Origin of the sequence: Streptomyces calvus, assembly GCF_006782915.1 — a bacterium.
Taxonomy (GTDB): Bacteria; Actinomycetota; Actinomycetes; order Streptomycetales; family Streptomycetaceae; genus Streptomyces; species Streptomyces calvus.
The window spans coordinates 396,492-410,207 of the sequence record NZ_VCNP01000010.1 but is presented as its reverse complement, the minus strand read 5'-3'; the positions used below and the strand labels follow the sequence as shown (position 1 = coordinate 410,207).

General features: G+C 72.3%; 14 protein-coding genes and 1 pseudogene. 9 read left to right on the top strand and 6 right to left on the bottom strand.

What is annotated here, in order from left to right:
• Positions 1-40 precede the first annotated feature (40 nt).
• Entirely contained in the window at positions 41-1,198 is a 1,158-nt protein-coding gene (locus FGW31_RS06105) for an FAD-dependent monooxygenase (RefSeq protein ID WP_142192293.1), read from the top strand.
• Between the two features lie 257 nt (positions 1,199-1,455).
• Here the strand turns inward: FGW31_RS06105 and FGW31_RS06100 are convergent, their stop codons facing one another.
• Together FGW31_RS06100 and FGW31_RS06095 are read right to left on the bottom strand one after the other, a co-directional pair.
• Complete coding sequence (locus FGW31_RS06100; protein WP_142192292.1) at positions 1,456-1,710, bottom strand: DUF397 domain-containing protein; 255 nt, start codon at positions 1,708-1,710, stop codon at positions 1,456-1,458.
• The gene (locus tag FGW31_RS06095) at positions 1,707-2,612 is read right to left on the bottom strand and encodes a helix-turn-helix domain-containing protein (protein ID WP_182674487.1); all 906 of its coding nucleotides are present in this window, start codon (positions 2,610-2,612) and stop codon (positions 1,707-1,709) included. The genes FGW31_RS06100 and FGW31_RS06095 overlap by 4 nt, the downstream gene beginning before the upstream one ends.
• Before the next feature lie 28 nt (positions 2,613-2,640).
• Between FGW31_RS06095 and FGW31_RS35515 the strand changes: the two are divergent.
• Positions 2,641-3,054: pseudogene (locus FGW31_RS35515) on the top strand (ATP-binding protein); the annotation flags it as partial.
• Here the strand turns inward: FGW31_RS35515 and mmuM are convergent.
• Complete coding sequence (gene mmuM, locus FGW31_RS06085; RefSeq protein ID WP_142192289.1) at positions 3,053-3,988, bottom strand: homocysteine S-methyltransferase; 936 nt, start codon at positions 3,986-3,988, stop codon at positions 3,053-3,055. The pseudogene FGW31_RS35515 and the gene mmuM sit on opposite strands and share 2 nt — an antisense overlap.
• Positions 3,989-4,104: 116 nt before the next feature.
• Here mmuM and FGW31_RS06080 point away from each other — a divergent pair, with 116 nt between their 5' ends.
• The 7 genes from FGW31_RS06080 (at position 4,105) to FGW31_RS06055 (ending at position 10,601) form a co-directional block, all read left to right on the top strand.
• On the top strand, positions 4,105-4,938 hold the full coding sequence (locus tag FGW31_RS06080) for a class II glutamine amidotransferase (RefSeq protein WP_142192288.1): 834 nt from the start codon (positions 4,105-4,107) through the stop codon (positions 4,936-4,938).
• A gap of 131 nt (positions 4,939-5,069) precedes the next feature.
• Positions 5,070-6,167, top strand: a complete 1,098-nt coding sequence (locus FGW31_RS06075) for a glycoside hydrolase family 43 protein (RefSeq protein WP_142192380.1) — start codon at positions 5,070-5,072, stop codon at positions 6,165-6,167.
• 1 nt (position 6,168) lies between these two features.
• The gene (locus FGW31_RS06070; RefSeq protein WP_142192287.1) at positions 6,169-7,581 is read left to right on the top strand and encodes an RICIN domain-containing protein; all 1,413 of its coding nucleotides are present in this window, start codon (positions 6,169-6,171) and stop codon (positions 7,579-7,581) included.
• The gene (locus tag FGW31_RS06065) at positions 7,578-8,690 is read left to right on the top strand and encodes a rhamnogalacturonan acetylesterase (RefSeq protein ID WP_142192286.1); all 1,113 of its coding nucleotides are present in this window, start codon (positions 7,578-7,580) and stop codon (positions 8,688-8,690) included. Before FGW31_RS06070 ends, FGW31_RS06065 begins: the two co-directional genes overlap by 4 nt.
• A gap of 179 nt (positions 8,691-8,869) precedes the next feature.
• Entirely contained in the window at positions 8,870-9,340 is a 471-nt protein-coding gene (locus tag FGW31_RS34930; protein ID WP_161173526.1) for a DinB family protein, read from the top strand.
• Positions 9,337-10,104, top strand: coding sequence for an isocitrate lyase/PEP mutase family protein (locus FGW31_RS06060; RefSeq protein ID WP_182674485.1), 768 nt, complete (start codon positions 9,337-9,339; stop codon positions 10,102-10,104). Before FGW31_RS34930 ends, FGW31_RS06060 begins: the two co-directional genes overlap by 4 nt.
• A 71-nt stretch (positions 10,105-10,175) precedes the next feature.
• Positions 10,176-10,601 carry an NUDIX hydrolase gene (locus tag FGW31_RS06055; RefSeq protein WP_142192284.1) on the top strand — a complete coding sequence of 142 codons (426 nt, stop codon included), beginning with the start codon at positions 10,176-10,178 and terminating at the stop codon, positions 10,599-10,601.
• Here FGW31_RS06055 and FGW31_RS06050 read toward each other — a convergent pair.
• The 3 genes from FGW31_RS06050 to FGW31_RS06040 all read right to left on the bottom strand — a co-directional run bounded on the left by FGW31_RS06050 (position 10,591) and on the right by FGW31_RS06040 (position 13,447).
• Positions 10,591-11,313, bottom strand: a complete 723-nt coding sequence (locus FGW31_RS06050; protein ID WP_142192283.1) for a hypothetical protein — start codon at positions 11,311-11,313, stop codon at positions 10,591-10,593. The genes FGW31_RS06055 and FGW31_RS06050 overlap by 11 nt on opposite strands.
• Positions 11,314-11,340: 27 nt before the next feature.
• Positions 11,341-12,741 carry a prenyltransferase/squalene oxidase repeat-containing protein gene (locus FGW31_RS06045; RefSeq protein WP_142192282.1) on the bottom strand — a complete coding sequence of 467 codons (1,401 nt, stop codon included), beginning with the start codon at positions 12,739-12,741 and terminating at the stop codon, positions 11,341-11,343.
• Between the two features lie 127 nt (positions 12,742-12,868).
• Positions 12,869-13,447 carry a TetR/AcrR family transcriptional regulator gene (locus tag FGW31_RS06040; RefSeq protein WP_142192379.1) on the bottom strand — a complete coding sequence of 193 codons (579 nt, stop codon included), beginning with the start codon at positions 13,445-13,447 and terminating at the stop codon, positions 12,869-12,871.
• Positions 13,448-13,716 lie beyond the last annotated feature (269 nt).

Genomic DNA, 13,716 nt, shown 5'->3' with positions numbered 1-13,716 from the left:
CGATCGCCTTCTACAGCTGTAGAAGAATCGGAGCTTCGGCATGGGCGGCACGGCAGTGGTGGTCGGAGGGGGCATCGGCGGGCTTGCCGCCGCGATCGGCCTGCGCCGCATCGGATGGGACGTCACAGTGGTCGAGCGCGCGTCCCGACTCGAGGACGCGGGGGCGGGCATCTCACTGGCCGCCAACGGCCTGCGAGCACTGGACGAACTCGGCGTCGGCAAAGCGGTACGAGATGCATCGCGAGGCCAGTACAGCGGCGGCACTCGCACGCCCCGGGGTGGCTGGCTGACCCGGATGGACGGTGTGGCGCTGGAGAAGGCGGTGGGCACGCCGATCATGGGCATCCCCCGCTCCACCTTGCACCGGCTGCTTCGCGACGCGCTGCCGGCCGGATCTCTGCTGATCGGTTCCGAGGCGGCCTCGGTCGAGCAGACCGCCCCCGGAACGGTTCACGTCGCCTTCGGCGACACGGTGCTGGACGCCGATCTGGTGGTGGCGGCCGACGGCATCGGCAGCAAAGTGCGCAGCCGTCTCTTCCCCGGCCACCCCGGCCCCGTCCACAGCGGCTCGACCGTGCTGCGCGCCGTCACCGAGCATGCGGTCGACCTGCGCACCGACTTCGAACTGACCTGGGGCCGAGGTGCGGAGTTCGGGCACATCGCCTTCCTGGACGGGCGGGCCGAGTGGCACGCCGTCCTCAGCCTCCCTGCCGGAACGCGATTCGCCGACCCACTGGCCGAACTGCGCCGACGGTTCCACGCCTGGCACGATCCCGTCCCCGCCCTGCTCGACGCGACCCGGCCCGACGCTGTTCTGCACCACGACGTCAATGAACTCCGCACGCCGCTCCCCACGTACACGGTCGGACGGATCGCGCTGCTCGGCGACGCGGCACACGCGATGACCCCCAATCTCGGGCAGGGCGCCTGCCAGGCACTGGAGGACGCGGTCACTCTGGCCGCCGCCCTCGGCGCCGGGCCCACGGTCGAAGCCGCGCTCGCCCGCTACGACGCCGAGCGCCGGCCGCGCAGCCAAGCCGTCGCGCAGGCCGCCCGGCAGGCCGGGCGCATGGGCCAGCAGCTGTCCCATCCACTGGCCGTCACGCTGCGGAACACGGCGATGCGGCTGACACCGTCCCGCGTGGCGACGCGCATGATCCTTCGACACCACGCCTGGGTCCCGCCACAGCTGAACTGATCGGTTCGCGCCCTGCCGACTCCCCACAGACACCTGCCGCGAACTTCATCGCGTGGAGTCCGGTGTTCTTCGCGACGATCGAGCGTCGGGTGGTGAGTTGCCGGTCCTGCGCAGGACGTGAGGCGGTCCGGGTATCCGTCATGTACCACCCTGCACGACGAACCGGCCACCCCGGGATAGCCTCCACCGGCTGCCCACCGGCGGCTTCGCGTGGCGGGCGCCGCCGGTGGGCGTGCGAGCGTCCTCCTCGGCGGAGGCTACTTCCCGGTGCCCGCCGACGGTATGGACAGGAAGGCCGCCCAGCTCTCCGGCGTGACGGTGAGGTAGGGGGCGTCCGGGGTCTTGGAGTCGCGGATGTGGATGGCGGTGGGGTGGGTGGCGACTTCGAGGCACTCGCCGCCCTCATCACCGCTGTAGCTGGACTTGCGCCATGTGTAGGCGACTTCGAGGCATGCGCCGCCTTCATCGCTGCTGTGGCTTGACTTGAACCACACAAGTGCAGTGCCGCTCATTGCTCTCCCAGAAGTCGGTCCAGCAGGTCCTTGGTCTCCTCCACGTTGAGGGCCTGCGTTCGCAGCATCGCATACTTCTGGGTAAGGATCGCCACCTCGTTGGGATCCGCGATCAGCTGGCTTCCGCGAGGGGTTTCGGCGTAGCCAAGCCGTTGATACTCAGGTGTCTCCAGCAGGATGAAGGGGCCGGCGAGACCAGCATGCGAGGTGCGCCCCAGCGGCAGAATCTGCAAGGCGATGCCAGGTAGATCGGCGCACGAGCGCAGGTGCCGCAGTTGTTCCATGTGCACCCCCTCTCCTCCCAGGCGGTCGCGAAGTGCGGCCTCCCAGATGACGAAGCTGGTCGTGGGCGGCGTCTTGCGTTGGAGAATCGTCTGTCGTTCGATGCGCGCCGCCACCAACTGGTCGATCCCGTCCTCGTCATAGACCGGGACGCGGCTTTGGAAGACCGCCCGTGCGTATGCCTCGGTCTGAAGCAAACCTGGGACCACGAGAGCCTCGTACCACGAGATGGCAACGGCCTCCCGCTCCCGATCCAGATACTCCTCCGCCCACAGCGGAACCAGATCCACCTCCGGCATGCGGCTCAGCGCGACCGACAACGCGCCCTTGGTGCCGAGGAGTTCGTCCAGGCGCTCGGCGAGGTCCGGCTTCAGTGGGCGTCTGCCCTGTTCGATCGACGCGATCTGCTGCTCGCTGATGACGAACCGTTCGCCCAGTGACCTCTGTGTGTGGCCGGCGGCCTGGCGGTACAGGGCGAGCAGGGCGCCCACCATCTTCATCGCCGAGGCGTTTCTCCGTGTCGTGGTGTTGCCCATGAGGCAGAACTCCCCACCCGCGCGCGTACGCGTGCCGTCGCGCAGCCGTACGGTCCAGCCGTACGGCTGCGCGGACTGTTCCATCGTGGCCACGGAGCGTGATTCTCGTCCCGTGAATCAGGAAACTTCACCCTTGCCTCAAGTCCCGTGCCCACGTGAGCGTTTCTTCCGTCGTGAGCGCCGGTCCGTGCCCGGTGCGCGGGCGTTCGCGCGGCGGGTGCTGGAGGAGTGGGGCGTGTGCGGGCGCACGCACGATGTGCTGCTGTGCGTCAGTGAACTGGCGACCAACGCCCTGCTGCACGGCGTACCGCCCGGCCGGGGCTTTCTGCTGAGGCTGCTGCCGTACACGGACTGCGTGCGCGTCGAGGTGCACGACAGCGGACGTGGTGTGCCCGCCGTGTCCCCGCCGTCGCCGGAGGACGACTGCGGGGAGAGCGGGCGCGGGTTGTTGCTGGTGGCCGGGCTGGCCGACGCGTGGGGTGTGGGGGAGCGGGTGCCGGGCAAGGTCGTCTGGTGCGAGTTCGCTACGACGACCGCAGTGTCCGCGCGATCGACGCGATCGTCTCCGGTCCCACCCGGCAGCAGCCCCCGATCAGCCGTGCCCCCGACTCCCGCCAGCCCGTCACCCGCTCGGTGGTGAAGGTCGGCCGGCCGGTCCAGTCCCGTGCGCCGGCGTCCCAGGTCTCGCCGCTGTTGGGGTAGACCACGACCGGTTTGCCGGTGGTGCGGGCGGCGAGGGCGACGGCGTGGTCGGCGTCCTCGGGGGTGCAGCAGTTCACGCCGACCGCGATCACCTCGTCCGCCCGCGCGGCCTGCGCGAACGCCTCCTCCAGCGGCTGGCCGGCGCGGGTGCGGTCGCCGGCCACCGAGTACGACAGCCAGGCCGGTACGCCCAGGCCGCGCAGCGCGCGCAGCAGGGCCTGCGCCTCGTCCGTGTCGGGGACCGTCTCCAGGGCCAGGACGTCGGGTCCCGCGGCGGCCAGGGCCTCCATGCGGGGGCGGTGGAAGCGTTCCAGCTCGGAGACGGTGAGCCCGTACCGGCCGCGGTACTCGGAGCCGTCCGCGAGCATCGCGCCGTACGGGCCGACGGAGGCCGCCACCCACAGCGGGCGGGACGCCCGGGCGCGCCGGGCCGCCTCGCGGGCGCGGTCGACACTCAGCGTGAGCAGTCCGGCGGCCTCCGTGCGGCCGATGCCGCGCCGCGCGAAGCCCTCGAACGTCGCCTGGTAACTGGCGGTGATCGCCACGTCCGCGCCCGCCGTGAAGTACGCGAGGTGCGCCCCGGTCACCGCCTCGGGGTCCTCGGCGAGCAGTCGCGCCGACCACAGCTCGTCGCTCAGGTCGTGCCCGGCCGCCGCGAGCTGGTTGGACATGCCGCCGTCGAGGACGACGGTGCCGGCGGCCAGGGCGTCGGCGAGGGACGGGGAGGTGCGTTCGGCGAGGGACGGGGAGGTGCTCATGTCGCCGACGGTAGTCGAGGCCGGTGCCCCGCGGCACAGCGCGCGCCCGTGAGGGAGGGCTGGGATCCTGAAGGGGACCGGGGAAGGAGACGACCCGCGCCGGAAGGCGGTGGACCATGTGCCGTTGGCTCGCCTACTCGGGTGCCCCCATCCTGCTCGACGGCATCCTGTACAAGCCGGCGCACTCACTGATCGACCAGAGCCTGCACGCCAAAATGGGCGTCGAGACGACCAACGGCGACGGATTCGGCCTCGGCTGGTACGGCACCCACACCATCACCCCGGCGGTGGTCCGGGACATCGGTCCGGCGTGGAGCAACCGCAACCTCCAGGAGATCGCCGGGCACGTCCGGTCGTCGCTGTTCTTCGCGCACATCCGCGCCTCGACGGGGACGTCCGTGCAGCAGACCAACTGCCATCCGTTCCGGCACGGCCGCTGGATGTGGATGCACAACGGCGCGATCGCGGAGTTCCACCGCGTCCGGCGCGAACTCGCCCTCGCCGTCGACCCGGAGCTGTACCTCGCCATCGAGGGCTCCACGGACTCGGAGCTGATGTTCTACCTGGCGCTCACCTTCGGACTGGAGGAGGACCCGCCGGAGGCGGTGGCGCGGATGGCGGGACTGGTCGAGCGGGTCGGGCACGAGCACGGCATCGAGTTCCCGCTGCAGATGACGGTCGCGGTGACGGACGGGCAGCGGCTGTGGGCGTTCCGCTACTCCAGCCAGCGGGCCTCGCGCTCGCTGTTCTACAGCACCCGCGTGGAGACGCTGCGTTCGCTCCACCCGGACCTGGAGTTCCTGCGGGAGATGTCCGACGAGGCCCGCCTGATCGTGTCCGAGCCGCTGGGCAACCTGCCCGGCGCCTGGAACGCGGTCCCGGAGAGCACGTACGGCGTGGTCCAGCCGGAAGGGGACCGCATGGACGGTTTCACGCCGGTGCCCGCGTAGGCGGCCTTCTTCGTCCCGTCGTACCCGTTGACCTGCCCGTGACGCACCCTTACCTTTTCGGCGTTCGTCATGTCAGATGACGTTCGACATCACGAACGATCGATCAGGTGACCCCACGAGAGGCAGACCGCATGAGCCGCGCCGCCGACCTGCCCGACCAGCCCGCGCCGCCCGCCCGCCGACTCCTGCTGAAGGGCGCCCTCGCCGCGGGCGCCCTGGCCGCCGCCACCCCCGTCGCGGCCCACGCCACCGCTCCCGCCGGACGTCCGAAGGCAGCCCCCTACGTGAACCCGCTCGTCCGCAACCGCGCCGACCCGCACATCACCCGCCACACCGACGGCTTCTACTACTTCACCGCCACCGCCCCCGAGTACGACCGGATCGTCCTGCGCCGCTCCCGCACCCTGAACGGCCTGGGCGCCGCCGCCGAGTCCGTGATCTGGCGGGCCCACCCCACCGGCGACATGGGCGCCCACATCTGGGCGCCGGAGATGCACCGCGTCGACGGCACCTGGTACATCTACTTCGCCGCCGCGCCCGCCGAGGACGTGTGGGCGATCCGCATCTGGGTGCTGGCGAACTCCCACGCCGACCCGTTCCGCGGCACCTGGGTCGAGAAGGGGCAGATCAAGACCGCCTGGGAGACCTTCTCCCTGGACGCCACCACCTTCGCCCACCGCGGCACCCGCTACCTCGCCTGGGCCCAGCACGAACCCGGCATGGACAACAACACCGCCATCTGGCTCTCCGAGATGGCCAGTCCCTGGACGCTCACAGGGCCTCAAGTGCGGCTCACCACACCCGAGTACGACTGGGAGCGCATCGGCTTCGCGGTCAACGAGGGCCCGTACGTGCTGCACCGCAACGGGCGGCTGTTCATGACCTACTCGGCCAGCGCCACCGACCACAACTACTGCATGGGCCTGCTGACCGCCGACGAGGACAGCGACCTGATGGACCCGGCCAGCTGGGCCAAGTCACCCGTCCCCGTCTTCACCAGCAACGACACGACCGAGCAGTACGGTCCCGGGCACAACTGCTTCACCGTCGCCGAGGACGGCCGCACCGACGTCCTCGTCTACCACGCCCGCCAGTACAAGGAGATCGACGGCGACCCGCTCAACGACCCCAACCGGCACACCCGCGTCCAGCCGCTCCGCTGGAAGCCGGACGGCAGCCCCGACTTCGGCGTGCCCGTGGCCGACGGCCCGACGGGGCAGGGGGCGTGACATGAGACGTGCGTACGCCGTACTGCTCGCCCTCTGCCTCGCACTCGCCGGTGCCGTCGTCACCGCCGGACCCGCGCAGGCCGCGCCGCAGACCATCGCCAACGGCACGCAGTTCACCGACGGTTCGGGCAGCCCCGTGCACGCCCACGGCGGCGGCGTGCTCAAGGTCGGCGCCTACTACTACTGGTTCGGCGAGCACCGCAACGCCGACAACACCTTCCGCTCCGTGGACGCCTACCGCTCCACCGACCTGAAGAACTGGGAGTTCCGCAACCAGGTCCTGACCGAGGCGAGCCACCCGGAGCTGGCCACCGCCAACATCGAGCGGCCCAAGGTCATGTACAACGCGTCCACCGGCCGGTTCGTGATGTGGATGCACAAGGAGAACGGCAGCGACTACAGCGAGGCCCGCGCCGCCGTCGCCGTCTCCGACACCGTGGACGGCGACTACACCTGGCGGGGCAGCTTCCGGCCGCTCGGACAGCACATGTCCCGCGACATCACCGTCTTCACGGACACCGACGGCGCCGGATACATGGTCTCCGCCGCCCGCGAGAACTACGACCTGCACATCTACCGGCTCACCGCCGACTACACCGGCATCGCGAGCCTCGTCGCCAACCCCTGGCCCGGCGGCCACCGCGAGGCACCGGCCCTGTTCAAGCGGAACGGCGTCTACTTCATGCTGACGTCGGGCGCCACCGGCTGGAACCCCAACCAGCAGCAGTACGCCACCGCCACCAGCCTCTCCGGACCCTGGTCGGCGATGCGCAACGTCGGCGACGCGACCGCGTTCGGCTCGCAGACCGCGTTCGTCCTGCCGGTGCAGGGCTCCTCCGGCACCTCGTACCTGTACCTCGGCGACCGCTGGGGCAACTCCTTCGGCGGGAGAGTCAACGACTCCCGGTACGTGTGGCTGCCGCTGACCTTCCCGTCCGCCACCTCGATGTCCATGTCCTGGTCCCCGGAGATCACCGTCGACACGGCCGCCGGCACGATCAGCGGTACCTCCGCCACGTACCACACGCTGACCGCGCGGCACAGCGGCCGGTGCGCGGACGTCACCAGCCAGTCGCTGTGGCAGGGCGCGCAGCTCAAGCAGTACGACTGCAACGGCGGCGGCAACCAGAGGTTCTGGTTCAAGCCGGTCGGCGGCGGCCACCACCAGCTCGTCACCCGGCACAGCTCCCTGTGCCTGACGGAGAACGCGAGCACGGTCACCCAGGAGAACTGCTCCGCCTCCTCCGCCGCCCAGCAGTGGACGCTCGGCACCAGCGGCTCGTACGTGACGCTCGTGTCCCGCGCGACCGGCGAGTGCCTGGACGTGTCCGGCGGCGCCACCACCAACTCGGCGGCACTGATCACGTACACCTGCAACGGAGGGACGAACCAGCAGTGGACACGCGGAACATGAGACTCGGCAGACCCGGCAGACCCGGCAGACCCGGCAGACCCGGGCCGGCCGGACGGGCGACCGGCCGGGCCGCCGTCACGGCGGCCCTGGCGCTCGGCATCGGCCTGACGGCCGTACCCGCCCAGGCCCAGCAGCCCGCAGGATCCGGCAGTCCCGCTCCCGGCATCGAGAACTGCACCGCCACCGCCTGCCACTTCGACCTGCCGCCCGGCACCTACGACGTGCGGGTCACCCTCGGCGGTGAGCGGGCCTCCAGCACCGCCGTCACCGGCGAGACCCGGCGCGCCCTGCTCCCGGAGACCGCCGCACCCGCCGGGGAGCGGGTCGTGCGCGCCTTCACCGTGAACGTCCGCACGCCCGAGGGCGAACCGCTCGGCGCCGAGGGCACACCGGGACTCGACCTCACCGTCGGCGGATCCGCACCCGCCCTCGCCGACATCCGCGTCACCCCGGCACGGCACCACCGGCAGATCCTCCTGGTCGGCGACTCCACGGTCTGCGACCAGCCCGGCGCCCCGTACTCCGGCTGGGGCCAGCAACTGCCCCAGTACCTGCGCAAGGGGCTGTCCGTCGCCAACTACGCCGATTCCGGGGAGAGTACGGTCAGCTTTCTCGGGAACCCGCTCCTGTGGGACACCGTCAGGCCGCTGATCCGGCGCGGCGACCTCGTCCTGATCCAACTCGCCCACAACGACAAGACGACCGACGAGGCGACCTACCGGGCCAACCTCGAACGCCTGGTGGCCGAGGCACAGGAACAGGGCGGGCGCCCGGTTCTCGTGACCCCGATCGTGCGCCGCTGGTTCAGCGCCGACGGCACCCTGAACAACCCCACCGCGCTCCTGGTCAACGGGCTCGGAGTCGACCATCCGGCCGTCGTCCGCCGGGTGGCCGCCGACGAGGACGTGCCGCTCATCGACCTGACGGCGCGCACCAAGGAGGTGGTGGAGGCACTCGGAGCGGAGGGTTCCAAGGCGCTCTACCTCTACGACGAGAAACGGGACAACACGCACACCTCCGTGCACGGCGCCACCGTGTACGCGAACCTGGTCCGCGAGGCACTGGTCGACCTGCATCTGGTGCCCGAGGGTCAAGTCAGGGTGGGATGAACCCCTGGGGCGCTCCGACCGGAACCGGGGCGCCCCAGGTCCATGCCGCCCACCCGCAGGCACGGACACACGGACACACCGGTGACGTACGGAGGCGGCCGGGACGTCCGGGAGCCCCGCGCGCCGCCGGCACGGACGGTTCGGCCGGTACCGAAGCGTCCCGCTTCTAGCGTGGCCGCATGACCGAGAGCACGCAGACCTCCGTCCCCGTCACCCCTTCCGCCGCCGTCACCGGCATGGTCGAGCACGTCCTCGCCCTGGCCGCCACCTGGACCCGCTGGGACGGCGAACCGGTCCACCTCGACGGCCGCGTCCACACCCCGCACAAGGCGATCCGCCGCGTCGCCGACCACCTCGTCGACCACCTCGCGGAGCTGGAGGCCCGCCTCGCCGGCCGGGACCCGCAGCCCGACCACTGGCACGCCTCCCTGATCACCACCGAGGCCGACCTCGCCCCGTTCACGCCCGAGGACCTCGACGAGGCCCGCAGCCGCCTCACCCGCCTCGCCGGGATCTGGGCCGCCCGGCTCGACGCGCTCACCGACGACCAGCTCGACCACTCGCCCGGCGAGGGCTGGACCTTCCGCGAACTCGCCCACCACGTCCAGGAGTCCGTCTACTACGCCGACGCCGTCGGAGACCTCTCGTGACCGCCTTCGCGGACCTCCACCACGCCGACGCGCCCCTGCTGCTGCCCAACGCCTGGGACCACGCCTCCGCGCTCGCCCTGGCCGCCGAGGGCTTCCCGGCCGTCGGCACCACCAGCCTGGCCGTCGCCGCGGCGGCCGGGCTGCCGGACGGGGCGGCCGCCACCCGGGAACAGACGCTGCACCTCGCGCTCGTCCTCGGCTCGGCGCCGTTCCTGCTGTCCGTGGACGCCGAGGGCGGCTTCAGCGACGACCCCGACGAGGTGGCCGAGCTGGCCCGGGAGCTGTACGCCCTCGGCGCCGCCGGCATCAACCTGGAGGACGGACTCGGGCCGCCCGACCGGCACGCCGCGAAGATCGCCGCCGTCCGCGCGGCCGCCCCGGGCCTGTTCGTCAACGCCCGCACCGACACCCACTGGCTCGGCGACGGCGACGGCACCACGCGGCGCCTCGACGCCTACCTGCGGGCGGGCGCGCACGGCGTGTTCGTCCCCGGCCTCGCCGACCCGCGGACCATCGCCGCCCTGGTGCGCGGCCTGGACGGCGTCCCGCTCAACATCCTCCACACGCCCGCCGGACCGCCCGTGGCGCACCTCGCCGACCTCGGCGTCCGCCGGATCAGCCTCGGCTCGCTGCTGTACCGCAGGGCCATCGGCGCGGCCGTGGACGCGGCCCTCGCCGTCCGGGCCGGCCGCCCGCTGCCCGACGGCACGACACCGTCGTACGCGCAGATCCAGCGGACCGGCCGACAGGACGGGTCCGAATGACCCTGGTACGGTGGGGACTTTCGCGGGTATCAGACCCTGTGGACTCATCTCCGGCGAAGGACCGAGGAACCATGGACATGGACATCCCCGGCGAGAAACGGCTGGCCGCCGCGGTCGTGATGGACGACGAAGGGCGGGTGCTCCTGGTCCGCCGCAGCGCGACGGAAACCTTCCTGCCCCGCGTGTGGGGCGTACCCTGCGGCAAACTCGAACCAGGTGAGGACGCCCGCGACGGGGCGCTGCGCGAACTGAAGGAGGAGACCGGCTTGCTGGGCGAGATCGTCCGCAAGGTCGGCGAGTCGTCCTTCGTCAGCGACTACCGCGGGCGGGAGACCAAGAACTGGCAGGAGAACTTCCTGGTCCGCCCGCTGTCCCGGCGCGTCACCCTGCCCTGTCCGGACCAGATCCACGCCTGGCTGTACCCGTCCGAACTGACCGGCGTCGACATCGACGCCTACAACCTGGACATCGTGCGACAGGCCCTCGTCACCGCCTGAGCAGCTCCGCCAGCCCGTTCAGCGCCGCCAGATAGCCCGGCACGTCCAGCGGCTGCTTCGCCGCCGCACCCGCGTGCGGGCCCGCCGTCGTGAACACGTCCGTGTGCCGGCGCCGGCCGGCACCCGTCTCCAGGAACAGCGTCACGGTCGGCTCCGACGTGTCGCACCACGCCCGGTGCAGGGTGTGCGCGGGCAGGGCGTACGTGCTGCCCGCCGCGTAGCGGCCCGTGTGCGTCAGCCGCAGCCGGGCCGGGCCCGCCGGTTCCAGCAGCCAGTCGGCCGAACCGTCCGCCAGCGACTCCTCGTACCGGGCGGCCTCGAAACCGGCGCCGTCCTCACGCGTCTCGTACAGGTCCATGCACAGCCGCCCCCGCACGATGTGCGAGGCCAACGCCGAACGGTGGTTGTGGATGTCCTCCGCGCCCGTCCCGCCCCCGCCCGCATGCCACACGTGCACCCGCAACATGTGCCGCGGACCCGCGTCGACCAGCAGCAGCTTGTCGAAACCCAACACATGCCGGTACGACAGCCGGGCGCAGCCCTCCGGATCGTCCTCGCCGCGGGCCAGTTCCGCCACCAGCTCCGACAGGCGCCCCGGAGAGCCGAGTTCCGTGACCACCGCGGCGGCCGCCGCCACCCGGTCGCGCTCCGGCAGCTCACCGTCGAGCGCGGCGCACAGCCGCCGCACCGCCTCCGCCTGCCGACCCCCCATACGCTCCGCCCTCCCGCTCCCCGCGCGTCACGCGGTCGTCGTCCCGTCCGGCCGGCAGGTCCACACGGCGTACGCCCGCAACGCCGACAGACCCTGGTACGTCATCCACATCGGGTGCCGCAGCTCGGTGCTGTCACCCCGGTCCCAGGACCAGATGCCGTCCTGCTGCCCCGCCCACACCGCGGCGACCGCACCGTCCAGCAGCTCCCGCCAGGTCTCCTCCAGGCCGTCCTGCCGGGCCACCTCCAACGCCGCCGGCGACAGCAGGGCCCGCACGATCCACGTCGCCGTGAAGTGCCGGACGTTCAGCACCTCGTGGCGGGACGGGTCGTCCGGGCGCGGCCGGCGCACCTCCTCGCGCAGGTTCTCCAGGTCCAGGCAGGCGTGGTGCGGGGCGTCCGGGCAGGACAGCAGCCAGCGCACCCCGTCCTCCCGGGCGGCGCGCACGGCCGCGCTCTCGCCCAGCACCCGCGCCGCCCGCTCCAGCGCCACCACGGCCTGCGCCGTGTGCAGCGGGGACGGCGGCCCGTACGGCGGGTGGAGCCGGTAGCCCCAGCAGCGCAGATGGTCCCGGCCCGCATCACTGATCGCCCCGTCCACCAGCGCCTCGCGCAGATCCGGCAGGGCCGGTGCGCGGGGCGCGGCGCGCAGCAGGCCGCGCAGCACCGTCGTCACCACGTGCGTCGACTCCCGGCCCGCATGGTCGCGTTCCCGGGTGAACGCCGCCGTGCAACGGTCCACCTCCGCCGCCAGCCGCTCGCCGGGCACCCCGGCCCGGGCCAGCGCGCCCAGCACCAGCGCCGTCACCTCCGGCCGGGCCTCGGCGCCCTGCGACCGCGCCGACCAGCCGCCGCCGGGCAGCCGCAACCGCCACAGCGTGTCGACCAGTTCACCCGGTCCCAGCCGGCCGTCCGGCACACCCAGGTCGAGCATGATGTGCAGCCCGTACGCCGTGCCGACGGACGTCGGCCGGGACGGGGTGCTCTCGCCCAGGGAGTGCGACCAGCCGGTGAGCCGGCCCCGGTCCGGGTCGTCGACCACCGCCACCTGGTCCACCAGGGCGTCGTGCGCGGACGCGAGGACCTGCGGCAGCGGACCGGGCGCGCGGGGCGCCGGGGGCGCCGGCGGCAGGGCCGGACGGGCGGCCTCCACGGCCCGGGCCCGCACCAGCGCCGCCGCCAGCCAGGCGGCCAGCGCCGTGCCGAACCCGCTCACCGCGGCGACCAGGTACTTGGCCGCCTCACCGCCCAGCGAACCGGGCAGCACCTGGAACAGGAACTGGAACACGCCATAGCCGGCGGCCACGCAGCCCAGCCCGCCGAGCCAGCCCACGAACCGTCCGGGACGGGACGCGCCGTCGTCCGGGCCGGGAGGCGGGTCCGTACGGGCAGGACCCAAGGGGCCCTGGTTCAGTCGCTGTCGGGACACGGCGCGCTCCCTCCCCCCGGGTGGCGGCGTACGGCTGCGGTGAAGGTTCCATCCTAGGAAAACGGCTCCGACTCAACGTCCGTACCGCTGTTTTCGCCGTCTCACACCCGACCCGGCCGTCCGTCGGTCAACGCCCTTGCTCCCGGGGCCAGTTCACCAGGGCGACATGCAGGGCGTCGACCGCTTTGTTCCAGGACGTGCCGACCTCGCGGGGCGCGCCGAATGCGCCGGTGGACTCCAGGGCGCAGAAGCCGTGGAAGGTGCTGCGGAGCAGGCGCACGGCGTCGGTGAGGTCGGGCTCCTCGAGGCCGTAGGCGCGCAACACCCCGTGGACGACGTCGGCGGTGCGGCGCATGACGGGGGAGGCGGCGGCCAGGTCCTGGTCGATGCGGATCCGGGTGGCGGCGTAGCGTCCGGGATGGGCGAGGGCGTACTCGCGGTACGCGCCGGCGAACGCGGCCAGGGCCTCCTTGCCGGTCCGCCCGGCGACCGCCGCCGCGATCCGGTCGGTCATCTCGCCGCCCGCGAGCAGCGCCATCCGGGTGCGCAGGTCGCCCAGTCCGCGCACATGGGCGTACAGGCTCGCGTCCTTCACGCCGAAACGCCGGGCCAGCGCGGACAGGGTGACGTTGTCGTAGCCGGCCTCGTCGGCGAGGTCGGCGGCGGCCGCGACGAGACGGTCGGCGGTGAGTCCGGCGCGGGGTATGCGGGCCTCCGGGAGAACCGAGGGAGTGCGGGGGACGACATCCAGGGCCTGTCGTTCGGATCGTCCCGGTGTCGCGGGGTCCGCTCGGGTCGGTCGAAGGGGCACCGTACCGCGCTGCCGGGCTGATCCGAACGACAGACCTTAGCCGACGCACGCGGTGTGGGCGAGCCGCCGCATGCGGGGCATGTGCCGCTCACCCCCGGGTGGTTCAACGTTCACCCTTTGCCTTGATCCTCCACAGGCGGCGTGGTCACGCCGCGGAAGGCAGC